The sequence below is a fragment of the Streptosporangium brasiliense genome (assembly GCF_030811595.1).
GTDB classification, from domain to species: domain Bacteria; phylum Actinomycetota; class Actinomycetes; order Streptosporangiales; family Streptosporangiaceae; genus Streptosporangium; species Streptosporangium brasiliense.
Map to the genome: position 1 here is coordinate 1,322,537 of NZ_JAUSRB010000001.1, position 26,024 is coordinate 1,348,560.

General features: G+C 70.6%; 20 protein-coding genes and 1 tRNA gene. 18 read left to right on the forward strand and 3 right to left on the reverse strand.

Annotated features, from left to right (window positions below; translation table 11 throughout):
- Window positions 1-31: 31 nt before the first annotated feature.
- From trpB to J2S55_RS05940, 8 genes are all read left to right on the forward strand, one after another.
- Complete coding sequence (trpB, locus tag J2S55_RS05905) at window positions 32-1,237, forward strand: tryptophan synthase subunit beta (RefSeq protein ID WP_306858566.1); 1,206 nt, start codon at window positions 32-34, stop codon at window positions 1,235-1,237.
- Window positions 1,238-1,303: 66 nt separating this feature from the next.
- Window positions 1,304-2,098, forward strand: a complete 795-nt coding sequence (trpA, locus tag J2S55_RS05910; protein WP_306857870.1) for a tryptophan synthase subunit alpha — start codon at window positions 1,304-1,306, stop codon at window positions 2,096-2,098.
- 452 nt (window positions 2,099-2,550) lie between these two features.
- Window positions 2,551-3,063, forward strand: coding sequence for a MauE/DoxX family redox-associated membrane protein (locus tag J2S55_RS05915; RefSeq protein ID WP_306857872.1), 513 nt, complete (start codon window positions 2,551-2,553; stop codon window positions 3,061-3,063).
- Window positions 3,063-3,827, forward strand: coding sequence for a DsbA family protein (locus J2S55_RS05920; RefSeq protein WP_306857874.1), 765 nt, complete (start codon window positions 3,063-3,065; stop codon window positions 3,825-3,827). Before J2S55_RS05915 ends, J2S55_RS05920 begins: the two co-directional genes overlap by 1 nt.
- A 26-nt stretch (window positions 3,828-3,853) precedes the next feature.
- Window positions 3,854-5,005 (forward strand): prolipoprotein diacylglyceryl transferase, encoded by a 1,152-nt coding sequence (gene lgt / locus J2S55_RS05925; RefSeq protein ID WP_306857876.1) that lies wholly within the window; start codon window positions 3,854-3,856, stop codon window positions 5,003-5,005.
- Complete coding sequence (locus J2S55_RS05930) at window positions 5,002-5,721, forward strand: VIT1/CCC1 transporter family protein (protein WP_306857877.1); 720 nt, start codon at window positions 5,002-5,004, stop codon at window positions 5,719-5,721. Before lgt ends, J2S55_RS05930 begins: the two co-directional genes overlap by 4 nt.
- Window positions 5,718-6,527, forward strand: a complete 810-nt coding sequence (locus J2S55_RS05935) for a hypothetical protein (protein ID WP_306857878.1) — start codon at window positions 5,718-5,720, stop codon at window positions 6,525-6,527. The genes J2S55_RS05930 and J2S55_RS05935 overlap by 4 nt, the downstream gene beginning before the upstream one ends.
- A gap of 49 nt (window positions 6,528-6,576) precedes the next feature.
- Window positions 6,577-7,197 (forward strand): hypothetical protein, encoded by a 621-nt coding sequence (locus tag J2S55_RS05940; protein WP_306857879.1) that lies wholly within the window; start codon window positions 6,577-6,579, stop codon window positions 7,195-7,197.
- Here J2S55_RS05940 and J2S55_RS05945 read toward each other — a convergent pair.
- The gene (locus tag J2S55_RS05945; RefSeq protein ID WP_306857881.1) at window positions 7,163-8,713 is read right to left on the reverse strand and encodes a bis-aminopropyl spermidine synthase family protein; all 1,551 of its coding nucleotides are present in this window, start codon (window positions 8,711-8,713) and stop codon (window positions 7,163-7,165) included. The genes J2S55_RS05940 and J2S55_RS05945 overlap by 35 nt on opposite strands.
- Before the next feature lie 201 nt (window positions 8,714-8,914).
- On the opposite strand from J2S55_RS05945, the gene gltB reads away from it, so the two are divergent.
- The 4 genes from gltB to pyk all read left to right on the forward strand — a co-directional run bounded on the left by gltB (window position 8,915) and on the right by pyk (window position 18,487).
- Window positions 8,915-13,420 carry a glutamate synthase large subunit gene (gltB, locus tag J2S55_RS05950; protein ID WP_306857883.1) on the forward strand — a complete coding sequence of 1,502 codons (4,506 nt, stop codon included), beginning with the start codon at window positions 8,915-8,917 and terminating at the stop codon, window positions 13,418-13,420.
- 77 nt (window positions 13,421-13,497) lie between these two features.
- Window positions 13,498-14,976 carry a glutamate synthase subunit beta gene (locus J2S55_RS05955; RefSeq protein WP_306857885.1) on the forward strand — a complete coding sequence of 493 codons (1,479 nt, stop codon included), beginning with the start codon at window positions 13,498-13,500 and terminating at the stop codon, window positions 14,974-14,976.
- Between the two features lie 132 nt (window positions 14,977-15,108).
- Window positions 15,109-16,770: a S8 family peptidase gene (locus tag J2S55_RS05960; protein ID WP_306857887.1), complete on the forward strand. Its 1,662-nt coding sequence runs from the start codon at window positions 15,109-15,111 to the stop codon at window positions 16,768-16,770.
- Window positions 16,771-17,056: 286 nt separating this feature from the next.
- Entirely contained in the window at window positions 17,057-18,487 is a 1,431-nt protein-coding gene (gene pyk, locus J2S55_RS05965; protein WP_306857889.1) for a pyruvate kinase, read from the forward strand.
- Window positions 18,488-18,939: 452 nt separating this feature from the next.
- Here pyk and J2S55_RS05970 read toward each other — a convergent pair whose 3' ends face one another.
- Complete coding sequence (locus J2S55_RS05970) at window positions 18,940-19,512, reverse strand: GNAT family N-acetyltransferase (RefSeq protein ID WP_306857890.1); 573 nt, start codon at window positions 19,510-19,512, stop codon at window positions 18,940-18,942.
- 227 nt (window positions 19,513-19,739) lie between these two features.
- Window positions 19,740-19,812 (reverse strand) — tRNA-Leu (locus J2S55_RS05975).
- A 113-nt stretch (window positions 19,813-19,925) separates the two neighbouring features.
- Between J2S55_RS05975 and J2S55_RS05980 the strand changes: the two genes are divergently transcribed.
- The 6 genes from J2S55_RS05980 to J2S55_RS06005 all read left to right on the forward strand — a co-directional run bounded on the left by J2S55_RS05980 (window position 19,926) and on the right by J2S55_RS06005 (window position 25,864).
- On the forward strand, window positions 19,926-20,525 hold the full coding sequence (locus J2S55_RS05980; RefSeq protein ID WP_306857891.1) for an ANTAR domain-containing response regulator: 600 nt from the start codon (window positions 19,926-19,928) through the stop codon (window positions 20,523-20,525).
- Window positions 20,526-20,884: 359 nt separating this feature from the next.
- Window positions 20,885-22,057 carry a branched-chain amino acid ABC transporter substrate-binding protein gene (locus tag J2S55_RS05985; protein WP_306857893.1) on the forward strand — a complete coding sequence of 391 codons (1,173 nt, stop codon included), beginning with the start codon at window positions 20,885-20,887 and terminating at the stop codon, window positions 22,055-22,057.
- 157 nt (window positions 22,058-22,214) lie between these two features.
- A complete protein-coding gene (locus J2S55_RS05990; protein ID WP_306857895.1) occupies window positions 22,215-23,183 on the forward strand; it encodes a branched-chain amino acid ABC transporter permease in 969 nt (322 codons plus the stop codon).
- Window positions 23,180-24,349, forward strand: coding sequence for a branched-chain amino acid ABC transporter permease (locus J2S55_RS05995; RefSeq protein ID WP_306857896.1), 1,170 nt, complete (start codon window positions 23,180-23,182; stop codon window positions 24,347-24,349). Before J2S55_RS05990 ends, J2S55_RS05995 begins: the two co-directional genes overlap by 4 nt.
- Window positions 24,350-24,357: 8 nt before the next feature.
- Window positions 24,358-25,161 (forward strand): ABC transporter ATP-binding protein, encoded by an 804-nt coding sequence (locus J2S55_RS06000; RefSeq protein ID WP_306857897.1) that lies wholly within the window; start codon window positions 24,358-24,360, stop codon window positions 25,159-25,161.
- Entirely contained in the window at window positions 25,151-25,864 is a 714-nt protein-coding gene (locus tag J2S55_RS06005; RefSeq protein WP_306857898.1) for an ABC transporter ATP-binding protein, read from the forward strand. The genes J2S55_RS06000 and J2S55_RS06005 overlap by 11 nt, the downstream gene beginning before the upstream one ends.
- The last annotated feature ends 160 nt before the right edge of the window (window positions 25,865-26,024 follow it).

Here is a 26,024-nt window from a genome sequence, read left to right on the forward strand (position 1 = left end):
GACAGACGGAATCCTCCTCACCCGGGCCGACCTGGCCGGCAACGGCGCCCGCGGCGACGACCCGGACGTCCACGGCAAGTTCGGCGTGTTCGGCGGGCGTTACGTGCCCGAGGCGCTCATCCCGGCGCTGGACGAGGTGGCCGCCGAATACGAGAAGGCCAAGAACGACGTCGCGTTCCTGCGCGAGTTCGACCACCTGCTGCGCACCTACGCCGGGCGGCCGACCACGCTCACCGAGGTGCCCCGGTTCGCCGAGCAGGCGGGCGGCGCCCGGATCATCCTCAAGCGCGAGGACCTGACCCACACCGGCGCCCACAAGATCAACAATGTGCTCGGCCAGGCACTGCTCACCAGGCGCCTGGGCAAGACGAGGGTGATCGCCGAGACCGGCGCGGGCCAGCACGGCGTGGCCACCGCCACCGCCGCGGCCCTGCTCGGCCTGGAGTGCGTCATCTACATGGGGGCCGTCGACTGCGAGCGCCAGGCGCTCAACGTCGCCCGCATGAAGCTGCTCGGCGCCACCGTCGTCCCGGTCACCAACGGCAGCCAGACCCTCAAGGACGCCATCAACGAGGCCTTCCGCGACTGGGTCGCCAACGTCGACCGCACCCACTACCTGTTCGGTACGATCGCCGGCCCGCACCCGTTCCCGGAGATCGTCCGCGACTTCGCCCGCATCATCGGCGTCGAGGCGCGCAGGCAGATGCTGGAGCTCACCGGCAGGCTGCCGGACGCCGTCGCCGCCGCGGTCGGCGGCGGTTCCAACGCGATCGGCATCTTCCACGCCTTCCTCGACGACGAGGACGTCCGGCTCCACGGCTACGAGGCCGCCGGCCGGGGCCTGGAGACCGGCGAGCACGCCCTGACGCTCACCGAGGGCTCCATCGGGGTCCTGCACGGCGCGCGCACCTACGTCCTGCAGGACGAGGAGGGCCAGACGATCGAGTCGCACTCGATCTCCGCGGGCCTCGACTATCCGGGCGTCGGCCCCGAGCACGCCTGGCTGAAGGACACCGGCCGGGCCACCTACCACGGCATCACCGACGCCGAGGCGATGGACGCCTTCGCGCTGCTGGCCCGCACCGAGGGCATCATCCCGGCGATCGAGTCCTCCCACGCGCTCGCCGGAGCCCTCAAGCTCGGCCGCGAGCTGGGCCCCGAGGCGACCATCCTGGTCAACCTCTCGGGCCGTGGCGACAAGGACATGGGCACCGCCATGAAGTACTTCAACCTCTGACGACCGACTTGCTTCCCCTCCGGCGCGCCGGGGGGGACGGAGGCCACGAACCGCAACGGAACAACCATGACGACTCTTCAGACGGTGTTCGCCAAGGCGAAGGCGGACGATCGCGCCGCTCTCATCGGATACCTTCCCGCCGGGTTCCCCACGAAGGACGGCGCGATCGCGGCCGCGGCCGCCATGGTGGAGGCGGGCTGCGACGTGATCGAGATCGGCCTGCCCTACTCCGATCCGCTCATGGACGGCCCGACGATCCAGGACGCCGTGCACCGGTCGCTGACCAACGGCACCCGCATCGCCGACGTCCTGCGCACCGTCGAGGGCGTGGCCAGGACGGGCGCGGCCACGCTGGTCATGACCTACTGGAACCCGATCGACCGCTACGGCGCCGACCGGTTCGCCCGTGACCTGGCCTCCGCGGGCGGGGTGGGCACCATCACGCCCGACCTGACCCCGGAGGAGTCCGAGCCCTGGCGCGCCGCCAGCGCCGGCGCCGGGATCGACACCGTCTTCCTGGTCGCGCCGAGCTCCCCCGAGAGCCGCATCAAGGCCGTCGTCGACTGCTGCACCGGCTTCGTCTACGCCGCCTCGCTGATGGGCGTCACCGGTGCCCGCGAGTCGGTCGGCGAGGCCGCCCACGGGCTGGTCGAGCGGACCCGCCTCCAGACCGACCTGCCGGTCTGCGTCGGACTGGGCGTCGGCACCGGCAAGCAGGCCGCCGAGGTGGCCGGCTACGCCGACGGCGTCATCGTGGGATCGGCGTTCATCCGCCGCCTCCTGGACGCCCCCGACGAGGCCTCCGGCCTGGCGTCGGTCCGCGAGCTGGGCGCCGAGCTGGCGGCGGGCGTCAGGCGATAGCCGTCGTGTCAGGAGCGCGGCCGTCCTGCCGGACGGCCGCGCTCCTGTCTCCGGCCGCGCTCCCGTCTCCGGCCCGTGTGCGCGGCCTCCCGCTCCACGGCCGCGACGCGCGGACCCCGCTCGCGGGCCCAAGGGGGTCATCCGGGGGACGGACGCCACCGTGCGCAATGATGGAGAGGCCGTCCGGCGCGATCGGAGCCCGGCTTCACCGTAGGATATCTGCCTGCGCCAGGCCGCCACCTGCGCGTTTCTGGTGTGGCAGTTCTGCGGTTCTCTGCCCGGTAGTTGATTTATTCGACGCTTATCTGGCTCGTGATGGGGTTCTCCCAGATGGTGCCTTTCCATGGAGATCGGCCGTAACCGGGGGCCCGGAATAGGAGACGATGGTGCTCGTGACTTCTGACAAGCCCGTGCTTCCGCGGTCGCACTCGGCGAGTTGGGCGCTACCCTGGGTGACGACTGTCTCGCGGCTGGTGCTGGCGGGTGTGCTGGTCTACGCCGGTTGGGGGAAGATCGGCGCGCCGGTGCTGTCCGTGCAGGCGGTCAGAGCATACGAACTGCTTCCGGACTCACTTGCCACGGTGATCGGCTACGGCCTGCCCATCGTGGAGATCGTCGTAGGGGTGTTGCTGATTGTCGGGCTGCTCACCCGCGTGGCGGGCATCATCTCCGCGCTGCTCATGCTGGCGTTCGTCATCGGCATCGCCTCGGCGTGGGCGCGCGGCCTGCGGATCGACTGCGGCTGCTTCGGCGGCGGCGGCCAGCTCAAGGCCGGTGTGGAGCCCGAATACCTCATCGACATCCTGCGGGACTTCGGTCTCTTCGTGCTCGGCGTGGTCATCGCCTGGCTGCCGCCGGGACGGTTCGCACTGGACTCGGCGCTGGGCCTGACCCCGGCACGGAAGCTGTATGACGACGACATCGAGGGCGACGACGAGAAGCCCTATGAAAAGGAGAACCACTGATGGGCAAGGCCGCGCGGGATCAGTCGGCGCGTGACCGGATCAAGGCGCAGCGCGAGGAGCAGCAGAAGAAGGAGCGGCTCAAGCGCATCGCGACGATCACGACCGTGGCGGTCGTCGCGCTCGCCGCCGTCGGGTCCGGCTGGTGGTTCGCCGCCCAGGGCAGCAAGTCCGAGGAGCTCACCGGGGCGCTGGCGCCCATCACCCCCGCCGCCGACGGCTCCATGGTGATGGCCAAGGCGGGCGTGGAGAAGCCGGTGCTGGACGTCTACGAGGACTTCCAGTGCCCCGCCTGCAAGGCGCTGGAGGAGACCAGCAGCGCCACGATCAAGAACCTGGCGGCCGAGGGCAAGGTCAAGGTGGTCTACCACACGATCACCATCTTCCCCCAGGAGATGAACAGCGGCGTCACCCGCGGCAACTCCCTCCGCGCCGGCGCGGCGGCCCGCTGCATCCCCGGCGGCGTCCCGTGGATCAAGTTCCACGACACGCTGTTCAAGGAGCAGCCGTCGGAGACCGTCGAGGGCTTCAAGCTCGACGACCTGGTCAGCTGGGGCAAGGACGCCGGCGTCACCGACCCCGGCTTCGCCAAGTGCGTGACCGGCCAGGAGAAGGCGGCCACCCAGGCCGACTACAGTGCCAAGGTCCTGGAGAGCGCCAAGCTCCAGGGCACCCCGACGCTGAAGCTCAACGGCGTCGAGCTGGCCAACGACGTGGCGTTCAAGCCGGGCGATCTACGCAATGCGATCCTTGATGCGGCCAAGTAGGCCGTGACACGGTAACGTCACCTGACATGCCCCTCGCCTCGATTCCCAGCCCCTCCCAGGGGGTCTGGCATCTCTTCGGCGTGGTCCCCATCCGGGCCTACGCACTGTGCATCGTGCTCGGCGTCATCGTCGCCGTCGCCCTCGGTGAGCGCCGCTGGCGCGCCCGCGGCGGCGCGCCCGGCACGATCGTGGACCTCGCCGTCTGGGCTGTGCCGTTCGGCCTGGTCGGTGGGCGTCTCTACCACGTCATCACCGACTGGCAGCTCTACTTCGGGCCGGACGCGCCCAACGAGCCGATCGAGGCGCTGTTCATCTGGAACGGCGGCCTGGGCATCTGGGGGGCCGTCGCCCTGGGCGCGCTGGGCGTGTGGTTCGGCTGTCGCGGCCGCGGGATCTCCCTGTCCGCGGTGGCCGACACCGTCGCCCCCGGCATCGCGCTCGCCCAGGCCATCGGCCGCTGGGGCAACTACTTCAACCAGGAGCTGTTCGGCGGCCCCACCGACCTGCCCTGGGGTCTGGAGATCGACCCCGACCGGCCGGGCACGGTGCCGGGCGAGTCGACCTACCACCCCACGTTCCTGTACGAGTCGATCTGGGACCTGGGCCTGGCGCTTGTCCTGATCTGGATCGGCGGCAGGTTCGCGCTCCGTCACGGCCGCGTGTTCGCCCTCTACGTCGCCGGCTACACCGTGGGCCGGTTCTGGATCGAGGGCATGCGGGTGGACACCGCCCACCACATCCTCGGCCTGCGGCTCAACCAGTGGACCTCCATCGTCCTGTTCGTCGCGGCGGTGGCGTATTTCTGGTATGCCGGACGGAAGACCGGTGAGGAGTCCGTCGGCCTGACGCAGGAGGCCGCGCCGGAGGGCGCGGAGGCCGTCGACCCGGCGCACCCGTCCGACCAGGCCGACGGGGCCGCGGAGTCCGGTGACGGCGCGGAGAGGGCGGCCGCGGACAATGAGGGGGAGACCGGTGACGCCGGGAAGGACGGCGGGTCCGCCGGCCTGACGCGGGGGGCCGCGCCGGAGGGCGCGGAGGCCGTCGACCCGGCGCACCCGTCCGACCAGGCGGACCAGGAAGAGAAGGCCGGCGAGGCCGGCGGGACAGACGCCTCCGGGACCTCCGGCGAGGGGGTCGCGGTGCGGGCCGTGTCCGAGGGAGAGACAGGCAGATCATGAGCGCAGGCGAGTCCGGGGGACGCGCCGAGATCCATCACGCACACCGTGACGTCAACGGCGGCTGGCTGCGGCCCTCGGTGTTCGGCGCGATGGACGGCCTCGTCTCCAACTTCGCCCTGATCGCGGGTGTGGCGGGCGGCACGGCCAGCACCAAGGTCATCGTGCTGGCCGGGGTGGCCGGGCTGGCGGCGGGCGCGTTCTCCATGGCCGGGGGCGAATACGTCTCGGTGGCCAGCCAGCGGGAGCTCGCCCTCGCCGAGATCGACGTCGAGCGGCGCGAGCTGCAACGCCACCCCGAGGCCGAGCAGCAGGAGCTCGCCCAGCTCTACGAGTCACGCGGCGTCGAGCCCGCGCTGGCGGCCGAGGTGGCCAGGCAGATCTCCCGCAACCCGGAAAAGGCGCTGGAGGTGCACGCCCTGGTCGAGCTGGGGGTCACCCCGGACGACCTGCCCTCGCCCAAGACCGCCGCCGTCTCCTCGTTCCTGTCCTTCTCCGTGGGCGCGATCCTGCCGCTCCTGCCGTACCTGCTGGGGGTCACCAGTCTGGTGAGCTCGGCGGTGATCTCCTGCCTGGCGCTGTTCGGCGCGGGTGCGCTGGTCTCCCGGGTCACCGCGCGCAGCTGGTGGTACAGCGGGCTGCGCCAGCTCGTCGTCGGCGTGGTCGCGGCCGGCCTGACCTTCGCCCTCGGCAGTCTCCTGGGAGGGAGCGGACTGTGACGACCCCCCCTGCCCGCAAGCGCCGCCGTGCTCCGGCGAAGGCGCAGACCAGGAGCGCGCCTCCGACGGAGGAGCGGAGGCTGAGCCGGGGCCAGCAGCGGCTGTTGGTGGCCGTCGCCTCGGTGGCCGGGGTGCTGGCCGCCGCGGTCGTCCTCGCCTTCGTGATCGACTCGATGGGCAACGACTTCTCGCCGGAGCGGGCCACCGCCGCGGCCATCTCCACCCAGCCCCGGCCCGACGCCTACAAGGGCTGGGTCTCCCCGAAGCTGTTCGCGCCGATCGCGCAGAGCAAGGCCGACACCGCCCCGCTGACCCTGAAGGACGTCTTCGCCGAGAAGGTCCTCAAGGAGGGCAGGACCACGCTCAGGCTGGCGGCCACCAAACTCGACACCGACTGCTCGGCGGCGGTCTGGGGGCAGGGGCTGGCCGGCCGGCTCACCGAGGCCGGGTGCACCCAGGCCGTCCGGGGCCTGTACACCTCCGCCGACGGCCGCCACGTCGCCCAATACACCCTGCTCAACCTCCGTGACGCCGCCGCGGCCGACGGGCTCGTCCAGTCGCTGACGACCATGCACCGGGGCGGCTGGCCCCATCCGCTGGAGTCGGCCAGGGTGCGCTTCCCGGCCGGCGGTTACACCGAGGCCAGCGGCCACGCCATGGGCCACTACGTGGGCCTGGTCTGGATCGGTCGCGCCGACGGCGCCGAGCCGGGCGCCAAGGACGACTTCATCTCCCTGTCCCTGGCGGTCCGGGGTGCGGAGAAGGCCGTCTTCCGCCGTGTCGTCGCGGCCGCTCCCGCCCCTTAGACCTGCTTAGACCTGCGCCACCTGTTCGGTCGCAGTAGGCTCATCGGTCATGCGCAAGTGGATCGCCGTCACCGCCGTGCTGCTCGCCGTCGCCGCGGGGGCGGCGTTCCTGTGGCTGGGCGGAGGTGCCGACGCCCCGCGCCCGGCCACCTTCCGGGGCGAGCCGACCACGGCGCACTACGCGCCGATCGCCACCCGCGCGGCCGATCCCGACCCGCTGACCGTCGCCGAGATGTTCCCCGCCGGGCCGGTGAGCGCAGGCGGGACCACGCTCACCGTCAAGGGGACCGAGGCGCTCACCGACTGCGTCCCGGCGGTGTGGGGGAGTGCCGAGGCCGCGGTCGCCGGATGCAGCCAGGCGCTGCGCGCCCACTACGCGACCCCGGACGGCCGGATCTCCGGGCAGTTCGCCGTCTTCAACCTGGCCGACTCCACCGCGGCCGACAGGCTCGTGGCGGCCCTGAAGGACGGCGGGTTCGTACGGCCCGCCCCCGGCACCCCGGCCGGCTTCGACGGCTCCCGGAGCTGGGCCCAGGCCCGGGCCCTGGGCCACTACGTCACGGTGAGCTGGGTCGCCCCGGTGGGCGGCACGGGCCGGGTGGACCTCACCTATCCGCAGGTCGCGATGGACGGCCTCAGTCTGGTGATCCAGCGGCGTCTGGTGCGGTGAGGGAGGCCGCCACCGCGGCGGGGAGTTGCTGGAGGCGGCAGGCCGGCAGTTCGAGGACGGTGACGTCGTCGGCCCAGGGGGCCAGGCGGCCGACGATCGCCCTGGCCTGCTTCTTGGTCAGCCCGTCACGGGCCTTGATGAGGGCCTCGCGCCAGGTGTTGGCGAGTTTGCCGTGGGCGTTGTCCAGGACGCGGCGCAGGATCCGCCCCTCGGCCGTGGCGGGGGGCGGCAGCCGTACGGCGTGGACGGTCCGGCCCTCGACGGTCAGTCCGTAGACCGCCGAGAGCAGCTCGGTGGGCAGGTCTTTCGGCGGTCCGGCCAGGGTGACCTGGACGTGCTGGGCGCGGGTGGCCAGCAGCAGCCGGGGGAGCGCCGCCTCCAGCCCGGCGGGCACGGCTATCGCCACCCTCGCGGGGTCGCTGGCGTAGGGCTTGGCGAGCCAGGTCGCCAGCCGGGCCCGGGGCGTCTTGGCGAGCAGGTCCTTCGGCCACTCGCCCACGAGCACCTCGGGGGCCGGGCCGGCGGCGGCCGACGCGGGGGCGGGGGCGGGGGCCGACTCGATCGACTGGGGGCCGTGCGTGTAGATGGCGGCGCCGAAGCCGTCGACGCGGGCGGCCACGGCGGGCCAGGTCTTGGTGGTGGGGCGCAGGATGTACAGGTCGGCGGCGGAGCCGATGGCCTCGGCGCCGAAATAGCGATTGAAGTCGGGATAGATGGCCTCGTTGACGAGGTTGAGCTGGGACAGGGCGTGCTGCACCTTCAGCGCCAGCGCCGGGGTGCGCTCGCTCGCGCCGTAGGCCAGCAGGATCCGGCCCCGCTCGCGGTCGCGCAGCCCCTCCACGGCGCGGGAGACGAACAGGCCGATGCCCTCGGGGGTGTAGGGCGGGTCGGTGACGGCCAGGTCGGCCCACGACTGCGCGGAGGCGGGCAGGCCCAGGCGCAGGTCGGCCCAGCGGGTCCGCACGGCGAGGCCGAGCCGGTCGGCCTGCTCCGAGATGTAGGCGAGGATGCGTTCGTCGATGTCCACCACGGTCACCTCGACGCCCGGGTGCAGCATCGCGGTGGCCAGCGAGGTCAGGTCGTGGTCGCCCACGCACAGCAGCCGGGCCCCCTCCAGCCAGAACCGGGCGTCCAGCAGCAGCGCCCGCCGGACCACGGTGTCGGCGGTGGCGGCCACGTGGTCCAGCGCCTGGCGGCCGCGGGGCGCCTTGGCGATGAGCTCCTCCATCCGCGCGACCAGGCCGGCGTGCCCGGGCAGCAGGTGGGCCACCGGGTCGGCCGGCGCGAGGCCGCCGCCCGTCAGGCCGATCAGCGGCTCGCGGAGCCGGAAACGCTCGCCGGAGCGCTCCAGTTCGACCTCGCGCAGCAGGGCTTCGACGGTCCGCCGCGACGTCGCGCTCTCCCGGACCAGATCCGCCAGTGTCCACCAGCGGCCGTCGCCCAGGAGCGTCAGCACCGTCCGCAGCCGCCTGCCGTCCACACCCGCCTGCGCGATGAGCGCCGCAATCGCTTCCATGGGGCCACCCTAGAGCCCTCACCTGGAATGTTCTGCCGTGCCGTCATGTTGAACGAAGCGGTCAAACCGGTACTAAATGGTTGTGATATGGGTCGGGTAGGCAGGTTTCCGGCAGGGTACGGTAATGTCTACACACCACGCAGCAGGGCCAACGTCGTCCCTTTGCTTGTTCCACAGAAGCGAGACGACGGGAGGGATTCAATGCCTGCTGCCCACCTCGGCTTTCCCGAGCCCCAGGGCCTGTACCACCCCTCGCACGAGCACGACGCCTGTGGCGTCGCCATGGTCGCGGACGTGGCCGGGCGCCGCAGCCACGACATCGTCGCGAAGGCTCTGACGGCGCTGTGCAATCTCGATCATCGGGGGGCCCAGGGTAGCGAACCGGACACCGGCGACGGAGCCGGCATCCTGACGCAGATCCCCGACACCTTCTTCCGCGCGGTGACGGACTTCCCGCTCCCCGCGGCCGGCTCCTACGCCGCCGGCATGGCCTTCCTGCCCAGCGACTCCGAGGCCCGCGAGACCGGCGTGCGGATGATCGAGGAGATCGCGGCGGAGGAGGGCCTGACGGTCCTCGGCTGGCGCGACGTGCCGACCGACTCCGCGCTGCCCGGGCCGAGCGCCCGCGCCGTGATGCCGTTCTTCCGGCAGCTGTTCGTGGCCTCCCCCGGCGGGGAGAGCGGGCTGGAGCTGGACCGGCTGGCCTTCTGCCTGCGCAAGCGGGCCGAGCACGAGGTGGACGTCTACTTCCCCTCGCTGAGCGCCCGGACGATCGTCTACAAGGGCATGCTCACCCCCTCGCAGGTCGAGCCGTTCTTTCCCGACCTGAGCGACGAGCGCTACGAGACCGCGATCTCGCTGGTCCACTCGCGCTTCTCCACCAACACCTTCCCGTCGTGGCCGCTGGCGCACCCCTACCGCTACATCGCCCACAACGGTGAGATCAACACCGTCAAGGGCAACCGCAACTGGATGCGGGCCCGCGAGGCCATGCTGGAGACCGCCGCTATCCCGGGCGAGCTGTCGCGGCTGTTCCCGATCTGCGACCCCGACGGCTCCGACACCGCCTCCTTCGACGAGACGCTGGAGCTGCTCCACCTCACCGGGCGCAAGCTGCCGCACGCGGTGCTGATGATGATCCCCGAGGCGTGGGAGAGCCACACCGAGATGGACCCCGCGCGGCGGGCCTTCTACGAGTTCCACTCCACCCTCATGGAGGCCTGGGACGGCCCGGCCTCGATCACCTTCTCCGACGGCACCCTGGTCGGCGCGGTCCTCGACCGCAACGGCCTGCGCCCCGGACGGTTCTGGGTAACCGCCGACGGCCTGGTCGTGCTGGCCTCCGAGGCCGGCGTGCTCGACATCGCGCCGGGGGACGTGGTCCGCAAGGGCCGCCTGCAGCCCGGCAAGATGTTCCTGATCGACACCGCGCTCGGCAAGATCATCGAGGATGACGAGATCAAGGCGGAGCTCGCCGCCGAGCTGCCCTACGACGAGTGGCTGCACGCCGGTCTGGTCCGCTTCGAGGAGCTGCCCGCCCGTTCCCGCGAGATCCCGACCCACGAGGCGCTGATCAAGCGGCAGCAGACCTTCGGCTACACCGAGGAAGAGCTGCGGATCATCCTGTCGCCGATGGCCAGGGTGGGGGCCGAGCCGATCGGCTCGATGGGCACCGACACCCCGGTCGCGGTGCTCAGCGAGAAGCCCCGGCTGCTGTTCGACTACTTCAGCCAGCTCTTCGCCCAGGTCACCAACCCGCCGCTGGACGCCATCCGCGAGGAGCTCGTCACCTCCCTGGCCAGCACGCTCGGCCCCGAGGGCAACCTGCTCGACCCGGGCCCGGCCTCCTGCCGCCAGCTCGTCCTGCCCTACCCGGTGATCGACAACGACGAGCTCGCGAAGATCATCCACATCAACGACGAGGGCGCGCTGCCGGGCTTCCACCCGCGCGTCGTCTCCGGCCTGTACGAGGTCGCCGGCGGCGGCGAGGCGCTGCTGCGCCGCCTTGAGGAGATCCGCTCCGAGGTCTCGGCGGCGATCGAGGGCGGGGCGCGGATCATCGTGCTGTCGGACCGGGGCTCCTCCGACGCCCTGGCGCCGATCCCGTCGCTGATGCTCACCGGCGCGGTCCACCACCACCTGATCGCCGAGAAGACCCGCACCCGGGTCGGCCTGGTCATCGAGACCGGCGAGGCCCGCGAGGCCCACCACATGGCGCTGCTCATCGGCTACGGCGCGGGCGCGGTCAACCCCTACCTCGCCATCGAGACCGTCGAGGACATGGTCGGCTCCGGTGTCCTGGCCATCGACAGGCACAAGGCCGTGCGCAACCTCATCAAGGCCTACGGCAAGGGCGTGCTGAAGGTCATGTCCAAGATGGGCGTGTCCACCGTCGCCTCCTACACCGGCGCCCAGATCTTCGAGGCGCTCGGCCTGGGCAAGGACGTCATCGACGCCTGCTTCGCCGGGACGACCTCGCGCCTGGGCGGCGTCGGCTTCGACGTCCTGGCCCAGGAGGTCGCGCTCCGCCACCGCCGGGCCTACCCGCGGGCCGAGAACGCCCACCGCCGCCTGGAGGTCGGCGGGGAGTACCAGTGGCGCCGCGAGGGCGAGCCGCACCTGTTCAACCCCGAGACGGTCTTCAAGCTGCAGCACGCCACCCGCTCGCGCCGCTACGAGATCTTCAAGGAGTACACCGGCCTGGTGGACTCCCAGGCCGAGAAGCTGATGACGCTGCGCGGCCTGTTCAAGTTCAGGGACGGCGTCCGCGAGCCGGTCCCGATCGACGAGGTCGAGCCGGTCTCCGAGATCGTCAAGCGCTTCTCCACCGGCGCGATGTCCTACGGCTCCATCTCGATGGAGGCGCACGAGACCCTCGCCATCGCGATGAACCGGCTGGGCGGCAAGTCCAACACCGGCGAGGGCGGCGAGGACCCCGAGCGGCTCTACGACCCGGCCCGCCGCTCGGCCATCAAGCAGGTGGCCTCCGGCCGCTTCGGCGTGACGTCGGAGTATCTGGTCAACGCCGACGACCTGCAGATCAAGATGGCCCAGGGCGCCAAGCCCGGCGAGGGCGGCCAGCTGCCCGGCCACAAGGTCTACCCGTGGATCGCCAAGACCCGGCACTCCACCCCGGGCGTCGGCCTCATCTCGCCGCCGCCGCACCACGACATCTACTCCATCGAGGACCTCGCCCAGCTCATCCACGACCTGAAGAACTCCAACCCGGCCGCCCGCGTGCACGTCAAGCTCGTGGCCGAGGTCGGCGTCGGCACGGTCGCGGCGGGCGTGTCCAAGGCCCACGCGGACGTCGTGCTCATCTCCGGTCACGACGGAGGCACCGGCGCGTCCCCGCTGACCTCGCTCAAGCACGCGGGCGCCCCCTGGGAGCTGGGCCTGGCCGAGACACAGCAGACGCTGCTGCTCAACGGCCTGCGTGACCGGATCGTCGTGCAGGTGGACGGCCAGCTCAAGACCGGCCGTGACGTGGTCGTCGCCGCGCTGCTCGGCGCCGAGGAGTACGGCTTCGCCACCGCCCCGCTGGTCGTCTCCGGCTGCGTGATGATGCGCGTGTGCCACCTGGACACCTGCCCGGTCGGCGTCGCCACCCAGAACCCCGAGCTGCGCAAGCGCTTCAGCGGCAGGCCCGAGTTCGTGGTCAACTTCTTCGAGTTCATCGCCGAGGAGATCCGCGAGCACCTCGCCGCGCTGGGCTTCCGCAGCCTCGACGAGGCCATCGGCCACGCCGAGCTGCTGGACACCACCTCGGCCGAGCACCACTGGAAGGCGGCGGGCCTGGACCTGGCGCCGATCCTGCACCAGCCGGAGCTGCCCGCGGGCACCGCGCTCCGCCGTACGCAGGAGCAGGACCACGGCCTGGACAGGGCCCTGGACCACACGCTGATCCAGCTCGCCGAGGGGGCGCTGGCCAACGGCCGGCGGGTCACCCTGGAGCTGCCCATCCGCAACGTCAACCGCACGGTCGGCACCATGCTCGGCCACGAGGTGACCAAGCGGTACGGCGGGGCCGGGCTCCCCGACGACACCATCGAGGTCCGCTTCACCGGCTCGGCCGGCAACTCCTTCGGCGCCTTCGTGCCCCGGGGCGTCACGCTGCGGCTGACCGGCGACGCCAACGACTACCTCGGCAAGGGCCTGTCGGGTGGCCGGATCACACTCCAGCCGCACGACGAGGCCCCGCTTGAGGGGCACATCATCGCCGGCAACGTCGGCCTGTACGGCGCGACCTCCGGCGAGGTGTTCGTCCGCGGCGTGATGGGGGAGCGGTTCTGCGTCCGCAACTCCGGCGCCACCGCGGTCGTCGAGGGCGTCGGCGACCACGGCTGCGAGTACATGACGGGCGGCAAGGTCGTCGTCCTCGGCCCGACCGGCCGCAACTTCGCGGCGGGCATGTCCGGCGGCGTCGCCTACCTGCTCGACCTCAACGCCGACCGGGTCAACCGCGAGATGGTGGAGATCGAGGCGCTGGACGAGGCCGACTCCGACATGCTGCGGGAGGTCGTCGAGGCGCACCTGACCGAGACCGGTTCCACGGTGGCCAAGGCGCTCCTCACCGACTGGGACCCGGCCCGGTTCAGCAAGATCATGCCGACGGACTACAAGCGGGTCCTCCGGGCCGCCGAGGCCGCGCGCCTCGAAGGCCGCGACATCGACGAGGCGGTCATGGCCGCCGCGGTTCAGGGATGACGCCGATGCCGACACATACCGGAGTGGTCATGACCGGCCGCGCTCACGAGACTGTTCAGGGATAAGGGGGCATACCGATGGCTGACCCGAAGGGTTTCCTCACGCACGGGCGCGAGCTGCCGGCGCGCCGCCCGGTGGACGTGCGCATCCGCGACTGGCGGGAGGTCTACCAGGACTTCCCCCGGCCCGCGCTGACCAAGCAGGCCGCACGCTGCATGGACTGCGGCATCCCGTTCTGCCACAACGGTTGCCCGCTGGGCAACCTCATCCCCGAGTGGAACGACCTGGTCTACCGCGACGACTGGCAGGAGGCCATCGAGCGCCTGCACGCCACCAACAACTTCCCGGAGTTCACCGGCCGCCTGTGCCCGGCTCCGTGCGAGGCGGCGTGCGTGCTCGGCATCAACTCCGACCCGGTCGCGATCAAGCGGGTCGAGGTCGAGATCATCGACCGTGCCTTCGACGAGGGCTGGGTCACCCCCCAGCCGCCGAGTTCGAAGACCGGCAAGCGGGTCGCGGTCGTCGGCTCGGGCCCCGCGGGCCTGGCCGCCGCCCAGCAGCTCACCAGGGCCGGGCACGACGTGGTGGTGTTCGAGCGCGCCGACCGGATCGGCGGGCTGCTCCGCTACGGCATCCCCGAGTTCAAGATGGAGAAGCGGCACATCGACCGCAGGCTCGCGCAGATGCGGGCCGAGGGCACCGAGTTCCGCACCGGCGTTAACGTCGGCGTCGACATCACCGCGGCCCAGCTCCGGGAGGAGTTCGACGCGGTCGTCCTGGCGGGTGGCGCGACCCAGTGGCGCGACCTGGCGGTCGCCGGACGCGACCTGAAGGGCGTCCACCAGGCGATGGAGTATCTCCCCCCGGCCAACAAGGTCCAGGAGGGCGACTACCCGGTCTCGCCGATCAGCGCCGAGGGCAAGCACGTCGTCGTGATCGGCGGCGGTGACACCGGCGCCGACTGCATCGGCACCGCGATCCGGCAGGGGGCCGCCTCGGTCACCCAGCTGGAGATCATGCCCCAGCCTCCGGCCGAGCGTCCCGGCAGCCAGCCGTGGCCCACGTTCCCCATCCTGTTCAAGATGGAGAGCGCCCACGAGGAGCTGGCCGACGGCGGCGGCGACCGGGTCTACGCGGTCTCCACCACCGAGTTCGTCGGCGACGCCGACGGCAACGTCCGGGCGCTGCGCCTGGTCGAGGTCGAGGGCCCGGCGGCCGGTTTCAGGCCGGTCCCCGGCACCGAGCGGGAGATCCCGGCGGAGCTGGTCACGCTGTCGATGGGCTTCGTCGGCCCGGAGAAGGGCGGTCTGCTGGAGGAGCTGGCCGGGGTCGCCTCCGGCGAGTTCTTCGACGCGCGCGGCAACGTCGCGCGGGACAAGGGCTACATGTCCTCGGTGGACGGCGTGTTCGTGGCCGGCGACATGGGCCGCGGCCAGTCGCTGATCGTCTGGGCGATCGCCGAGGGCCGCTCGGCCGCGTCGGCGGCCGACCGCTACCTCACCGGTCAGACGGCCCTTCCGGTGGCCATCCCGCCGACCGCCCGGCCGCTGGTCTGACCGTTCCGCGGTGTTCCCGGTACGGCGGCGCCCGCCGTACCGGGAACACCGCGGGGATCAGTGTGCGAGTTGCTGCGCCGGATATATCCCTGAAATATTATTCATCCTTATCTAGGTGAATATGGGGGATATATGAGTCGGTGGAGCGGTCGCCTGACCAGCGCGGTGACGGTGGTGGCTCTGGCCGGCACCCTCACGGCGATCCCCCCGACCGGCGGGGCGTCCGCCGCCACCGGACAGCTCGGTGACTACCTGGTCTTCTACGCCGACGGCGCCCGGGACCGGGCGGTGGAGGCCATCAGGGCGGGCGGCGGCACCGCGCTGTCCACCGAGCCCAGGCTCGGCTACGTCGTCGCCCGCGGTCCCGGCGCCCGTTTCGTCGAGAGCCTCGCCGGCAGCGACGCCGTAGCGGGCGTCTCCTCCGACCGCAGGATCGGCTCCGCGACGGCGGCACCCGCCGCCGCCCCCGCCACCCGCGCGAACGCCTCCGACATCCGGGAGGTCGAGCTGTCCTCCGGGGGCGAGCCGCTGGCCGGGAGGCAGTGGGACATGAAGATGATCGGCGCCACCCCCGACGGCTCCTACGCCACCGCGCGCGGCAGCAGGAAAGTGCTCGTGGGCATCATCGACACCGGCATAGACGGCAGGCACCCCGACATCGCGCCGAACTTCAACCGCGCGCTGAGCCGCAACTTCGTGACCGACCGGCCCACCGACTCCAAGGGGGAGACCTTCGACGGGCCCTGCGAGTTCAAGGGATGCAAGGACCCGGCCGACTGGGACGACGACGGCCACGGCACCCACGTCGCCAGCACGGTCGCCTCGCCGATCAACGGCCTGGGCGTCGCCGGCGTCGCCCCCCAGGTCTCCCTGGTCAACCTGCGCGCCGGCCAGGACTCCGGCATGTTCTTCCTCAAACCCAGCATCGACGCGCTCACCTACGCCGCCGACGCGGGCATCGACGTGGTCAACATGAGCTACTACATCGACCCCTGGCTGTTCAACTGCAAGGCCAACCCGGCCGACTCCAAGGCCGAGCAGCTCGAACAGCGCGGGGTCGTCATCGGCATGCAGCGCGCGCTGGACTACGCCCGCAAGCGCGGCGTCACCCTCATCAGCGCCCTCGGCAACGACCTCATCGACCTCGGCAGGCCCCGCTACGACATGTCCAGCCCCGACCACCCGGCCGACTCCGCGCGCGTCCGCGAGATCGACAACTCCTGCCTCAGCGTCCCCTCCGAGTCCAAGGGCGTCATCTCGGTGGCGGCGGTCGGCGTCAGCAAGCGCAAGGCCTACTACTCCGACTACGGCGTCGAGCAGACGGACCTGGCGGCCCCCGGCGGCGACGGGTATGACGGCACCGGCGGATCCGACGTCACCCGGACCGTCCTGGCCGCCGCGCCCGAGAACGTGCTCCGCGCCGAGGGCCTGATCAGCCGCGACGGCACTCCCAAGAACCGCTCGGTGGTCCGCGACTGCCACGACGGAACCTGCGCCTACTACCAGTATCTCGCGGGCACCTCCATGGCCGCCCCGCACGCCACCGGCGTCGCCGCCATCCTCATCAGCCGCTTCGGCAGGCCCGGCAAGGGCGGCCTCAGCATGCCCCCCGCCGAGGTCGAGCGCCTGCTCTACGCCACCGCCACCAAGCACGCCTGTCCTTCGCCGCGCAAGTACGTCTACCGCATCAAGGACCAGAAGATCTCCCAGACCTGCCAGGGCGCCAAGTCCCGCAACGGCTTCTACGGCCGGGGCATCGTCAACGCCGCCAAGGCCGCCACCGTCACCCGGTGACACCCGCCGTGCGGCGCCCACCGGCCACCCCACAGCACCCGCCCCGCCCGGCGCGCACGCCGTGACCAGCGCCCGTCTCGACCGCCGTGGCTCCGGCCGCACACCATGGGCCCGCCCTCGGAGGCCCCCTCGACACCCCTTGGTGGCCCGTGAAGATCCGATGAGAACCCCGCAGGCCGATTCGCCGACCACCGGTGACCGGAGGTAGCGTAATGTCACCGAGTTTTTCACCGGTGCTACGGCCAACGTAACAACCAAGTGGTCTGTACCAATTAGGGTGGGACCCGTGACCCGTCGCGCGAAAATCGTCTGCACTCTCGGCCCTGCCACCTCCTCTCCCGAACGCCTCCGCGAGCTCATCGCCGCGGGCATGGACGTGGCCCGTTTCAACCTCAGCCACGGCAGCCACGAGCTGCACAAGGAGGTCTACGACAGGGTGCGGGAGGCCGCCGCCGAGCTCGGCCGCGGCGTAGGCGTGCTGGCCGACCTGCAGGGCCCCAAGATCCGGGTGGGCAAGTTCGAGGAGGGCCCGGTCCGCCTCGGCTTCGGTGACGTCTTCACCATCACCACCGAAGAGGTCCCCGGCGACCGCGAGCAGGTCTCCACGACCTACCTCGGCCTGCCCAAGGACGTCCGCCCGGGCGACAGCATCCTCGTCGACGACGGCCGCGTCCACCTGGAGGTGACCAGGGTCGACGGCCAGCGCATCACCACCCGCGTGATCATCGGCGGCATGATCTCCGACAACAAGGGCCTCAACCTGCCCGGCGTCAACGTCAGCGCCCCGGCCCTCACCGACAAGGACGAGACCGACCTGCGCTGGGCCCTGCGCACCGGCTTCGACCTCATCGCGCTCTCCTTCGTCCGCCGTCCCTCCGACGCCGACGTGGTGCGCAACATCATGGAGCAGGAGGCCGTCCGCCTCCCGCTGCTCGCCAAGATCGAGAAGCCGCAGGCCGTGGAGCGGCTGCCCGAGATCATCGAAGCCTTCGACGGCATCATGGTCGCCCGTGGCGACCTCGGCGTCGAGCTGCCCCTCGAAGATGTGCCGATCGTGCAGAAGCGCGCCATCGAGCTCTGCCGTGAGAAGGCCCGCCCGGTCATCGTCGCCACCCAGATGCTCGACTCGATGATCAGCGCGCCCCGCCCGACCCGCGCCGAGGCCTCCGACGTCGCCTACGCCGTCATGGACGGCGCCGACGCGGTCATGCTCTCCGGCGAGACCTCGGTCGGCAACTACCCCATCGAGGCCGTGCAGACCATGAGCCGCATCGCGACCGCGGCGGAGAAGACCTCGCTGCAGGCCACCCACAGCCTCGACCGGCTGCCGGAGACCACCGGCGGCGCCATCGCCCGTGCCGCGGCCGAGGTCGGTGCCATCGTCGGAGCCAAGGCCCTGGTCGCCTTCACCATGTCCGGAGAGACCGCCCGCCGCCTGGCGCGCTACCGCTCGCCGATCCCGCTGCTGGCCTTCACCTCCTCCCCGCACGTCCGCTGCCAGCTCGCGCTGACCTGGGGCGTGGAGACCTTCGAGGTGCCGTTCGTCCACCACACCGACGACATGGTCCGCCAGGTCGAGGCGTCCCTGCTGGCCAACGCGCGCCTGGAGAAGGGCGACAAGGTCGTCATCGTCGCCGGCTCGCCCCCCGGCACGGCCGGCTCCACCAACGCCCTGCGGGTCCACACCATCGGCGCGGCCGTCGCCCACCCCGTCTGACCGCTCCGCCTGGCCCACCCCGTCTGATCGCTCCGCCTGACCGCCCCGGCGCCGCCGCCGGGCCTCCGTCACACCGGGCTCCGGCCGCGGACTCGACACGGTCCCCGTTTCCCGTGATGATTCCGGGGTAATCGGTGCTCTCTGTCCCCATGTGGTCTCCGGGGAGCACCGGATCACTCCGGTCCCGGTGGCGGGTCTGCGTCGGCCACCGGGACCGGGGCGCCACCCGCGCCCTGCGGGACTCCGCTGCGCTGCACACGTCCTGGGGGACTCCGCTGCGCCACAGGCGCCCTGCGGGACTCGGTCGCGCCGCACGCGCCCTGCGGGACTCAGCCGCACCGGGCGCCGACCGCGGTCCCGTCCGGGCCTCGTGCGGCCACGGCGGCCCCCAGGGGCCACACGGTGACTCTCAGCCCCGTACGGCGTCGGCGGGCCGTGGGCCGCCCGCGTCGCTAGACGTGGTCGTAGGCCCACGTCCACAGCGACAGCCGACGTCCCTTGTCCTCCCCGGCGATCGGCGGCACGTCCGTCAGGCGGTATCCCGCCGCGCGGGCGACCGCCGCGCTCGCGGCGTTGCCCGTCTCTATCTCCAGCAGCAGTTGGACGACGCCCACCGTGTCACGGGCGAAGTCCGTCATCACCCGCACCGCCCGCGACGCCAGCCCCCGTCTCCGGTGCGCCGCCCCCACGACGTAACCGATCTCCGCGACGTCCAGGTCGGCTCCGGGCAGCATGAGCAGGACCTCGCCCAGCGGCTCACCGCCGTCGGCCGTGATGGCCAGCTGGACCCGCTGCCCCGCGGCCCGTCTCTCCCGCGCCCGCTTGAGATAGACCCGCGCGGCGTTCAGGTCGAACGGCGAGACCAGCGGCGTCCAGTAGGCCACGTCCGGGTCGTCGAACAGCCCCACCATCGCCGCCAGGTCCTCGTCGTGCCACTCCCGCAGCACCAGGCCGTGCCCGCTCAGCCGGAGCTCGGCGGGGAAGCTCACCGGGATGCCGCCGCGCCCCTCCGCGACGTGGCTCACCGATCACCCATGCCGTCAACTCCCGATCCGTCCGTCTCCGGCAACCTACTCGATCGCCGTCTCCTTCTCCCGTACCCCGTCGGATCATCGGGCCCCGGCCCCGTCGGCCTGCGGGGGCCTCCGCGCGCGCGGAGAGTGCGGAGAGTGCGGAGAGTCTCGCCGGTGGAGGAGAGTTCCGCCGGTGGATACGACAAACCGCCCGGCTGCCCGGCCGAGCGGTTGTGAGGTGCCCCGAGTGGGATTCGAACCCACACTAGATGGTGTTTGAGACCATTTCCTCTGCCGTTGGGATATCGGGGCGTATTTCCGGACCTGTCCAGAACTGACGTGCAGGCTGCGAGCCTACCCAGAACTGGATCAGTGTCGGGCACCGGCGTGGTCCTAATCTAGCGGACATCGGTACTCTCTTGCTCGTGAGTACGCAGCGGCGAGTGGTGATCGCGGAAGACGAGGCGCTGATCCGCCTCGATCTCAAGGAGATGCTGGAAGAGGACGGCTACGCCGTCGTCGGTGAGGCCGGGGACGGGGAGACCGCGGTCAAACTGGCGCTGGAGACGCGGCCGGATCTGGTGATCCTGGATGTGAAGATGCCCATCCTGGACGGGATCTCGGCCGCCGAGCAGATCGTGTCGCAGCGGATCGCGCCGTGCCTGATCCTGACCGCCTTCTCGCAGCGGGATCTGGTGGAGCGGGCCCGGGACGCCGGGGCGATGGCGTATCTGGTGAAGCCGTTCACCAAGTCGGATCTGGTGCCGGCGATCGAGATGGCGGTCAGCAGGCACGAGGAGATCGCGGCGCTGGAGCGGGAGGTGGGCACGCTCTCCGAGCGGCTGGAGACCCGCAAGCTGGTGGAGCGGGCCAAGGGGCGGCTCATGGAGCAGCACGGGTGGAGCGAGCCGCAGGCCTTCCGGTGGATCCAGAAGGCGTCGATGGACCGCCGCTTGAGCATGCGTCAGGTGGCGCAGATCGTGGTCGACGGGACGCCTGGTCCGGCTGAGGGGGAGGGTGCCTGAGGGACCTGTCCCGCCGGCGTCTCGCCGCGCCGTACGGGGAGGATCTTCCCGTCGATAAGCCCGCGCATTCCCGTGAGTCAAGGGGGTGCGTGGGCTTTCGCGTACCCGGAGTGATCATCTGCGGGCGGTAGTCAGGCGGTGACCATGGCTTTTGTCGGTGATAGCCGAAAAGAATCGGTGCTGTAACGAAATGGTAACGGGGGCCCCTCCTGTATCGACCCGTGACATGCGCTGGCTGTACTAACCGACACGACCCCCTGGCCACTCCGTCAGGGGAGGGCATCTGTGAACCCGGTCCTGATGCGGGACCGGGCGAAAGGAAGGCAACCTTGCGGCCTAAGACTGCTCGCCTCGGTGGAGTGCTCGCTGCCGGTGTGGCGCTCACCCTCGGTCTCGCTGCCTGTGGTGACGGCGGCACGGAGGCCAAGCCGGCGGACGGCGGCTCCAACGCTGCCGCTCCCAGCACTGTCAAGATCGGCTTCATGGGCGACCTGACCGGTCCCAACGCCGGCATCGTCATTCCGCCCAGGAACGGTGCCAAGCTCGTCATCGACGAGTACAACAAGACCAACCCGGCCGTGAAGATCGAGCTGGTCGAGTACGACAGCCAGGGCGACGCCTCCAAGGCCGTCGCGCTGGCCCAGCAGGCCATCAAGACCGACAAGATCGCCGGCCTGATCGGCCCGGCGTTCTCGGGTGAGTCGGCCCAGGTGGGCCCGGTGCTGGAGGAGGCGGAGATCCCCAGCATCACCGCCTCGGCGACCAACACCAAGCTCGCCGAGAACGGCTGGAAGTTCTGGCACCGGGTCCTGCCGAACGACGGCGTCCAGGGCCCCGGCATCGCGGACTTCATCGCCGGCGCCGCCGCGGCCAAGAACGTCTTCGTGATCGACGACAAGTCGGAGTACGGCAAGCCCCTGGCCGACGCGGTCCGCACCCAGCTCGGCACCAAGGGCGTGAAGGTCACCAACGACTCGCTCGACCCGGCCGAGAGCGACTACTCCTCGGTGGTCAACAAGGTCGCGGCCGCCAAGCCGGACGCGCTCTTCTTCGGCGGCTACTACGCCGCGGGCGGCAACCTGCTCAAGCAGCTCCGTGACAAGGGCGTGAAGGACGCGAAGTTCTTCTCCGGCGACGGCTCGCTGGACAAGGGCCTGATCGACGGCGCCGGCGCCCCGAACGCCGAGGGCGCCCTCGTCGGCTGCCCGTGCTACATCGCCACGCCGGACGTCACCGACGCCAAGGTGAAGGGCTTCGCCGACTCCTACAAGGCCGCCTTCAGCGCCGAGCCGGCGATCTACGCCGCCGAGGGCTACGACGCGGCGACGGTCTTCGTCGAGGCGGTCAAGGCCGGCAACACCACCACCGACAAGATCAACGCCTTCATCGGGACCGTTGACCTGGCCGGTGTCTCCAAGCAGGTCAAGTTCGCGGCCAACGGTGAGGTTGAGGCCAAGGACATCTACATGTACCAGGTCAAGGACGGCGCCATCACGCTGCTGGGCAAGGCCTCCGAGGCCAAGCTGGGCTAGTCGAGACCTCGAGAACAGTAGGTAGTTGACGCGCGGGAGCGGGAACGCCGCGATGGGTTCCCGCTCCCGGCGTGCTTCCAGAGAGTCCACGAGGCACTGCTGGGAGCGGTGTGCTACCGGCAGTGCAGGCGACCCCCGCTAGAAGTGGTAACCCCTAGTGCTCAATGACTTCATCAATCAGTTCTGGCCGGCCACGATCGACGGCCTGGCCTTCGGCTCGATTTACGCTCTGATCGCACTCGGCTACACCATGGTGTACGGCGTGCTGCGGTTGATCAACTTTGCGCACTCCGAAGTGTTCATGATCGGAACCTTCGGTGCGATGTTCGTCCCCTTCGTGCTCGGCATCAACTCGGCGCTCACGGGCCTCGCCCTGGTGGGTGTGATCGTGGCGATGATCCTGGCCGGCATGCTCGCCTCCGCGGGCACCGCGATCGCGCTCGAGCAGATCGCCTACAAGCCGCTGCGCAAGCGCGGGGCGTCCCGGCTGGCGGCCCTCATCTCCGCGATCGGCGCCTCGATCTTCCTGCAGGAGCTGTTCGCCCTGCTGGTGATCCCCGAGGTCTTCAACCGTCCGCAGCAGGGCCGCATCCAGATGGGTCTGCCCCGGCTGATGGAGCGGACCGAGCTCTTCTCGATCTTCGGTCACTCGGTCCGCGTCGACCAGGTGCTGGTGATCGTGGCCGCGGTCGGCATGATGGTCGCGCTCGACAGGCTGGTGAACCGCACCAAGATCGGCCGTGGTATCCGCGCCACCGCGCAGGACCCCGAGGCGGCCGTCCTGATGGGCGTCGACATCAACAAGATCGTCCGGATGACGTTCCTGATCGGCGGCGGCATGGCCGGCGTGGCCGGCGCGCTCTACCTGATCTCGTACGAGAACACGAACTACTACATCGGATTCCTGTTCGGCATCAAGGCGTTCACCGCGGCGGTCCTGGGCGGCATCGGCAACCTGCGCGGTGCCCTGGTCGGCGGAGTCGCGCTCGGTCTGGTGGAGAACTACGGAGCCATCTTCTTCGGCTCCGACTGGAAACACGTGATCTCCTTCAGCATCCTCGTCTTGGTCCTGATGTTCCGCCCCACCGGAATTCTCGGTGAATCACTCCAGCAGGCGCGCGCATGAAGCAGAACAGTTCCCTGGAAGCCTTCCGTCATAAGACCGGCCAGTACGGCGATGCCATGCACGACCGTTGGGTGAACACGCCGGGCTGGCAGCGATGGATCGTGTACGTGGCTCTGATCATCGGAGCCCTGCTGCTGCCGTCGGAGTCCATCGGCAGCTTCATGTCGCCCTACACCGACTGGGCGAGCATCCTGTTCTTCCCGATCGGCACCTACGTGGTCCTGGCCATCGGCCTGAACGTGGTCGTCGGCCAGGCGGGCCTGCTCGACCTCGGCTTCGTCGCGTTCTACGCGGTGGGCGGCTACGCGATGGCGTTGATCGGCACCAGGATGGGCTGGAACTTCTGGCTGATCCTGGTGGTGGGCATCCTGATCTGCGCCCTGTCCGGCATCACCCTGGGCGGTCCGACGCTGCGGCTGCGCGGCGACTACCTGGCGATCGTGACGCTGGGCTTCGGTGAGATCATCCGGATCACCGCGCGGAACACCGACGAGATCGGTGGCCCGAACGGCATCCGCGGCATCCCGCACCCGCCGAGCGTCGACGAGCTGAACCTCTTCGGAGTCGACCTCTACGAGCTCCTCGGGGTGAAGTTCCTCAAGTACGGCGTGCTGGACCCGCGGCCCTACTACTACCTGCTGGTCGCGCTGGCCGTCATCGTGATCATCCTGGTCAAGCGCTGGGAGAAGAGCCGGGTCGGGCGTGCCTGGGCGGCGATCCGCGAGGACGAGGACGCGGCCGAGGTCATGGGCGTGCCGACGTTCCGCTTCAAGATGCTGGCCTTCGCCATCGGCGCCTCCATCGGCGGCGCGATGGGCGTGCTGTGGGCCTCCAAGGTCATCTCGCTCAACCCGAACGACTTCCAGTTCCTGCTGTCGGCGACGATCCTGGCCGCGGTGGTCATGGGCGGCGCGGGCAACCTGCCGGGCGTCATGCTGGGCGCGTTCGTGGTGGCGTGGCTGCCGGAGCGCTTCCGCGGCCTGCAGGAATACCGAATGCTGATCTTCGGCGCGGTGCTCGTCGCACTGATGATCTTCCGTCCCGAGGGGCTGCTGCCGTCGCGTCAACGCAAGGCGGAGCTGAAAGAGGGATCGGGCGGGATGGGGACGCTCGCGGCCGAGGTGCCCGGGCCGGAGTCGCGTGGTGAGGAGGTGGCCTCCAAGTGAGCGCCGAGGTGAACGCAGGGGCTGCCCAGGAGCGGAGTGCCCGCGCGATGCTGGAGATGCAGGGCGTCGTGATGCGCTTCGGCGGCGTCACGGCGCTGAAAGAGGTCAACCTGACCATCAACGAGGGTGAGATCTTCGCCCTCATCGGCCCGAACGGCGCGGGCAAGACCACGATCTTCAACGTGATCACCGGCGTCTACCAGCCGACGGAGGGGCAGGTCCGCTTCGAGGGCGAGAAGATCAGCGGCGTCAAGCGCTTCAAGATCACCAAGCGCGGCGTCGCCCGCACGTTCCAGAACATCCGGCTGTTCCACAACATGACGGCCATCGAGAACGTCATGGTGGGCGCGGACACGCACCACCGCTCGGGCATGGTGAGCGTGGCCCTGGGGCTTCCCTGGCACCGCCAGGCCGAGCGCGAGGGCCGTGCGCTGGCGATGGAGCTGCTCGACTTCGTCGGCATCTCCCACCGCGCCAACGACCACGCCAAGAACCTGCCTTACGGTGACCAGCGCCGGCTGGAGATCGCCCGCGCGCTGGCGACCAAGCCGAAGCTGCTGCTGCTGGACGAGCCGGCCGCCGGTATGAACCCGGCGGAGAAGGTGGCGCTGCAGCAGTTGATCCGGGACATCCGCGACGCCGGCCGGACGATTCTGATCATCGAGCACGACATGAGCCTCATCATGGGCATCAGTGACCGCATCGCGGTGCTGGACTTCGGCCAGAAGATCGCCGACGGCCTGCCGGATGAGGTGCGGAACGACCCCCGGGTCGTCGAGGCGTATTTGGGGGCTTCCACAGATGCTTCTTGAGATCAAGGACATCCACGTCCACTACGGCAAGATCGAGGCGATCAAGGGCATCTCGGTCGAGGTGAACGAGGGTGAGATCGTCACTCTCATCGGGGCGAACGGTGCGGGCAAGACCACGACCCTGAAGACGATCTCGGGTCTGCGCGGCCTGTCGTCGGGGAGCATCACCTTCGACGGCAAGGACATCAGCAAGATGCCCGGCCACAAGCGGGTCATGGCGGGGCTGGGGCAGGCCCCTGAGGGCCGGGGAGTCTTCCCCGGCATGACGGTGCACGACAACCTGCTCATGGGCGCATACTCGCGCTCAGGGGATTTCACCGCCGACCTGGCGGAGGTCTACGAGCTGTTCCCGCGGCTGGCCGAGCGCCGGACGCAGATGGGCGGCACGATGTCGGGCGGCGAGCAGCAGATGCTGGCCATCGGCCGGGCGCTGATGGCCAAGCCGAAGGTGCTGCTGCTGGACGAGCCGTCGATGGGCCTGGCGCCGCTGATGGTGCAGCAGATCTTCTCCATCATCGAGGAGATCAACCACCGGGGCACCACGGTGCTGCTGGTGGAGCAGAACGCCCAGCAGGCGCTGAAGCTCGCCCACCGGGCCTACGTGCTGGAGACCGGCAAGGTGGTCAAGAGCGCGCCCGCCGCCGAGCTGCTCGACGACCCCGACGTGCAGGCCGCCTACCTCGGTGGCGGCCTCGGGCACTGACGGGCCGCCGGAGCGGCCGTGAGCCGTACGGTGTGACACCACCCGGTCCCGTCCCGCATCCGCGCCTGCGCCGGGGCGGGACGGGACCGGCGCGCCCGCGAGCGGGCGCGCCGTACGGCGCCGTACTCCCGGGCCCGTCCCGCGCACGGAGCGGGGCGGG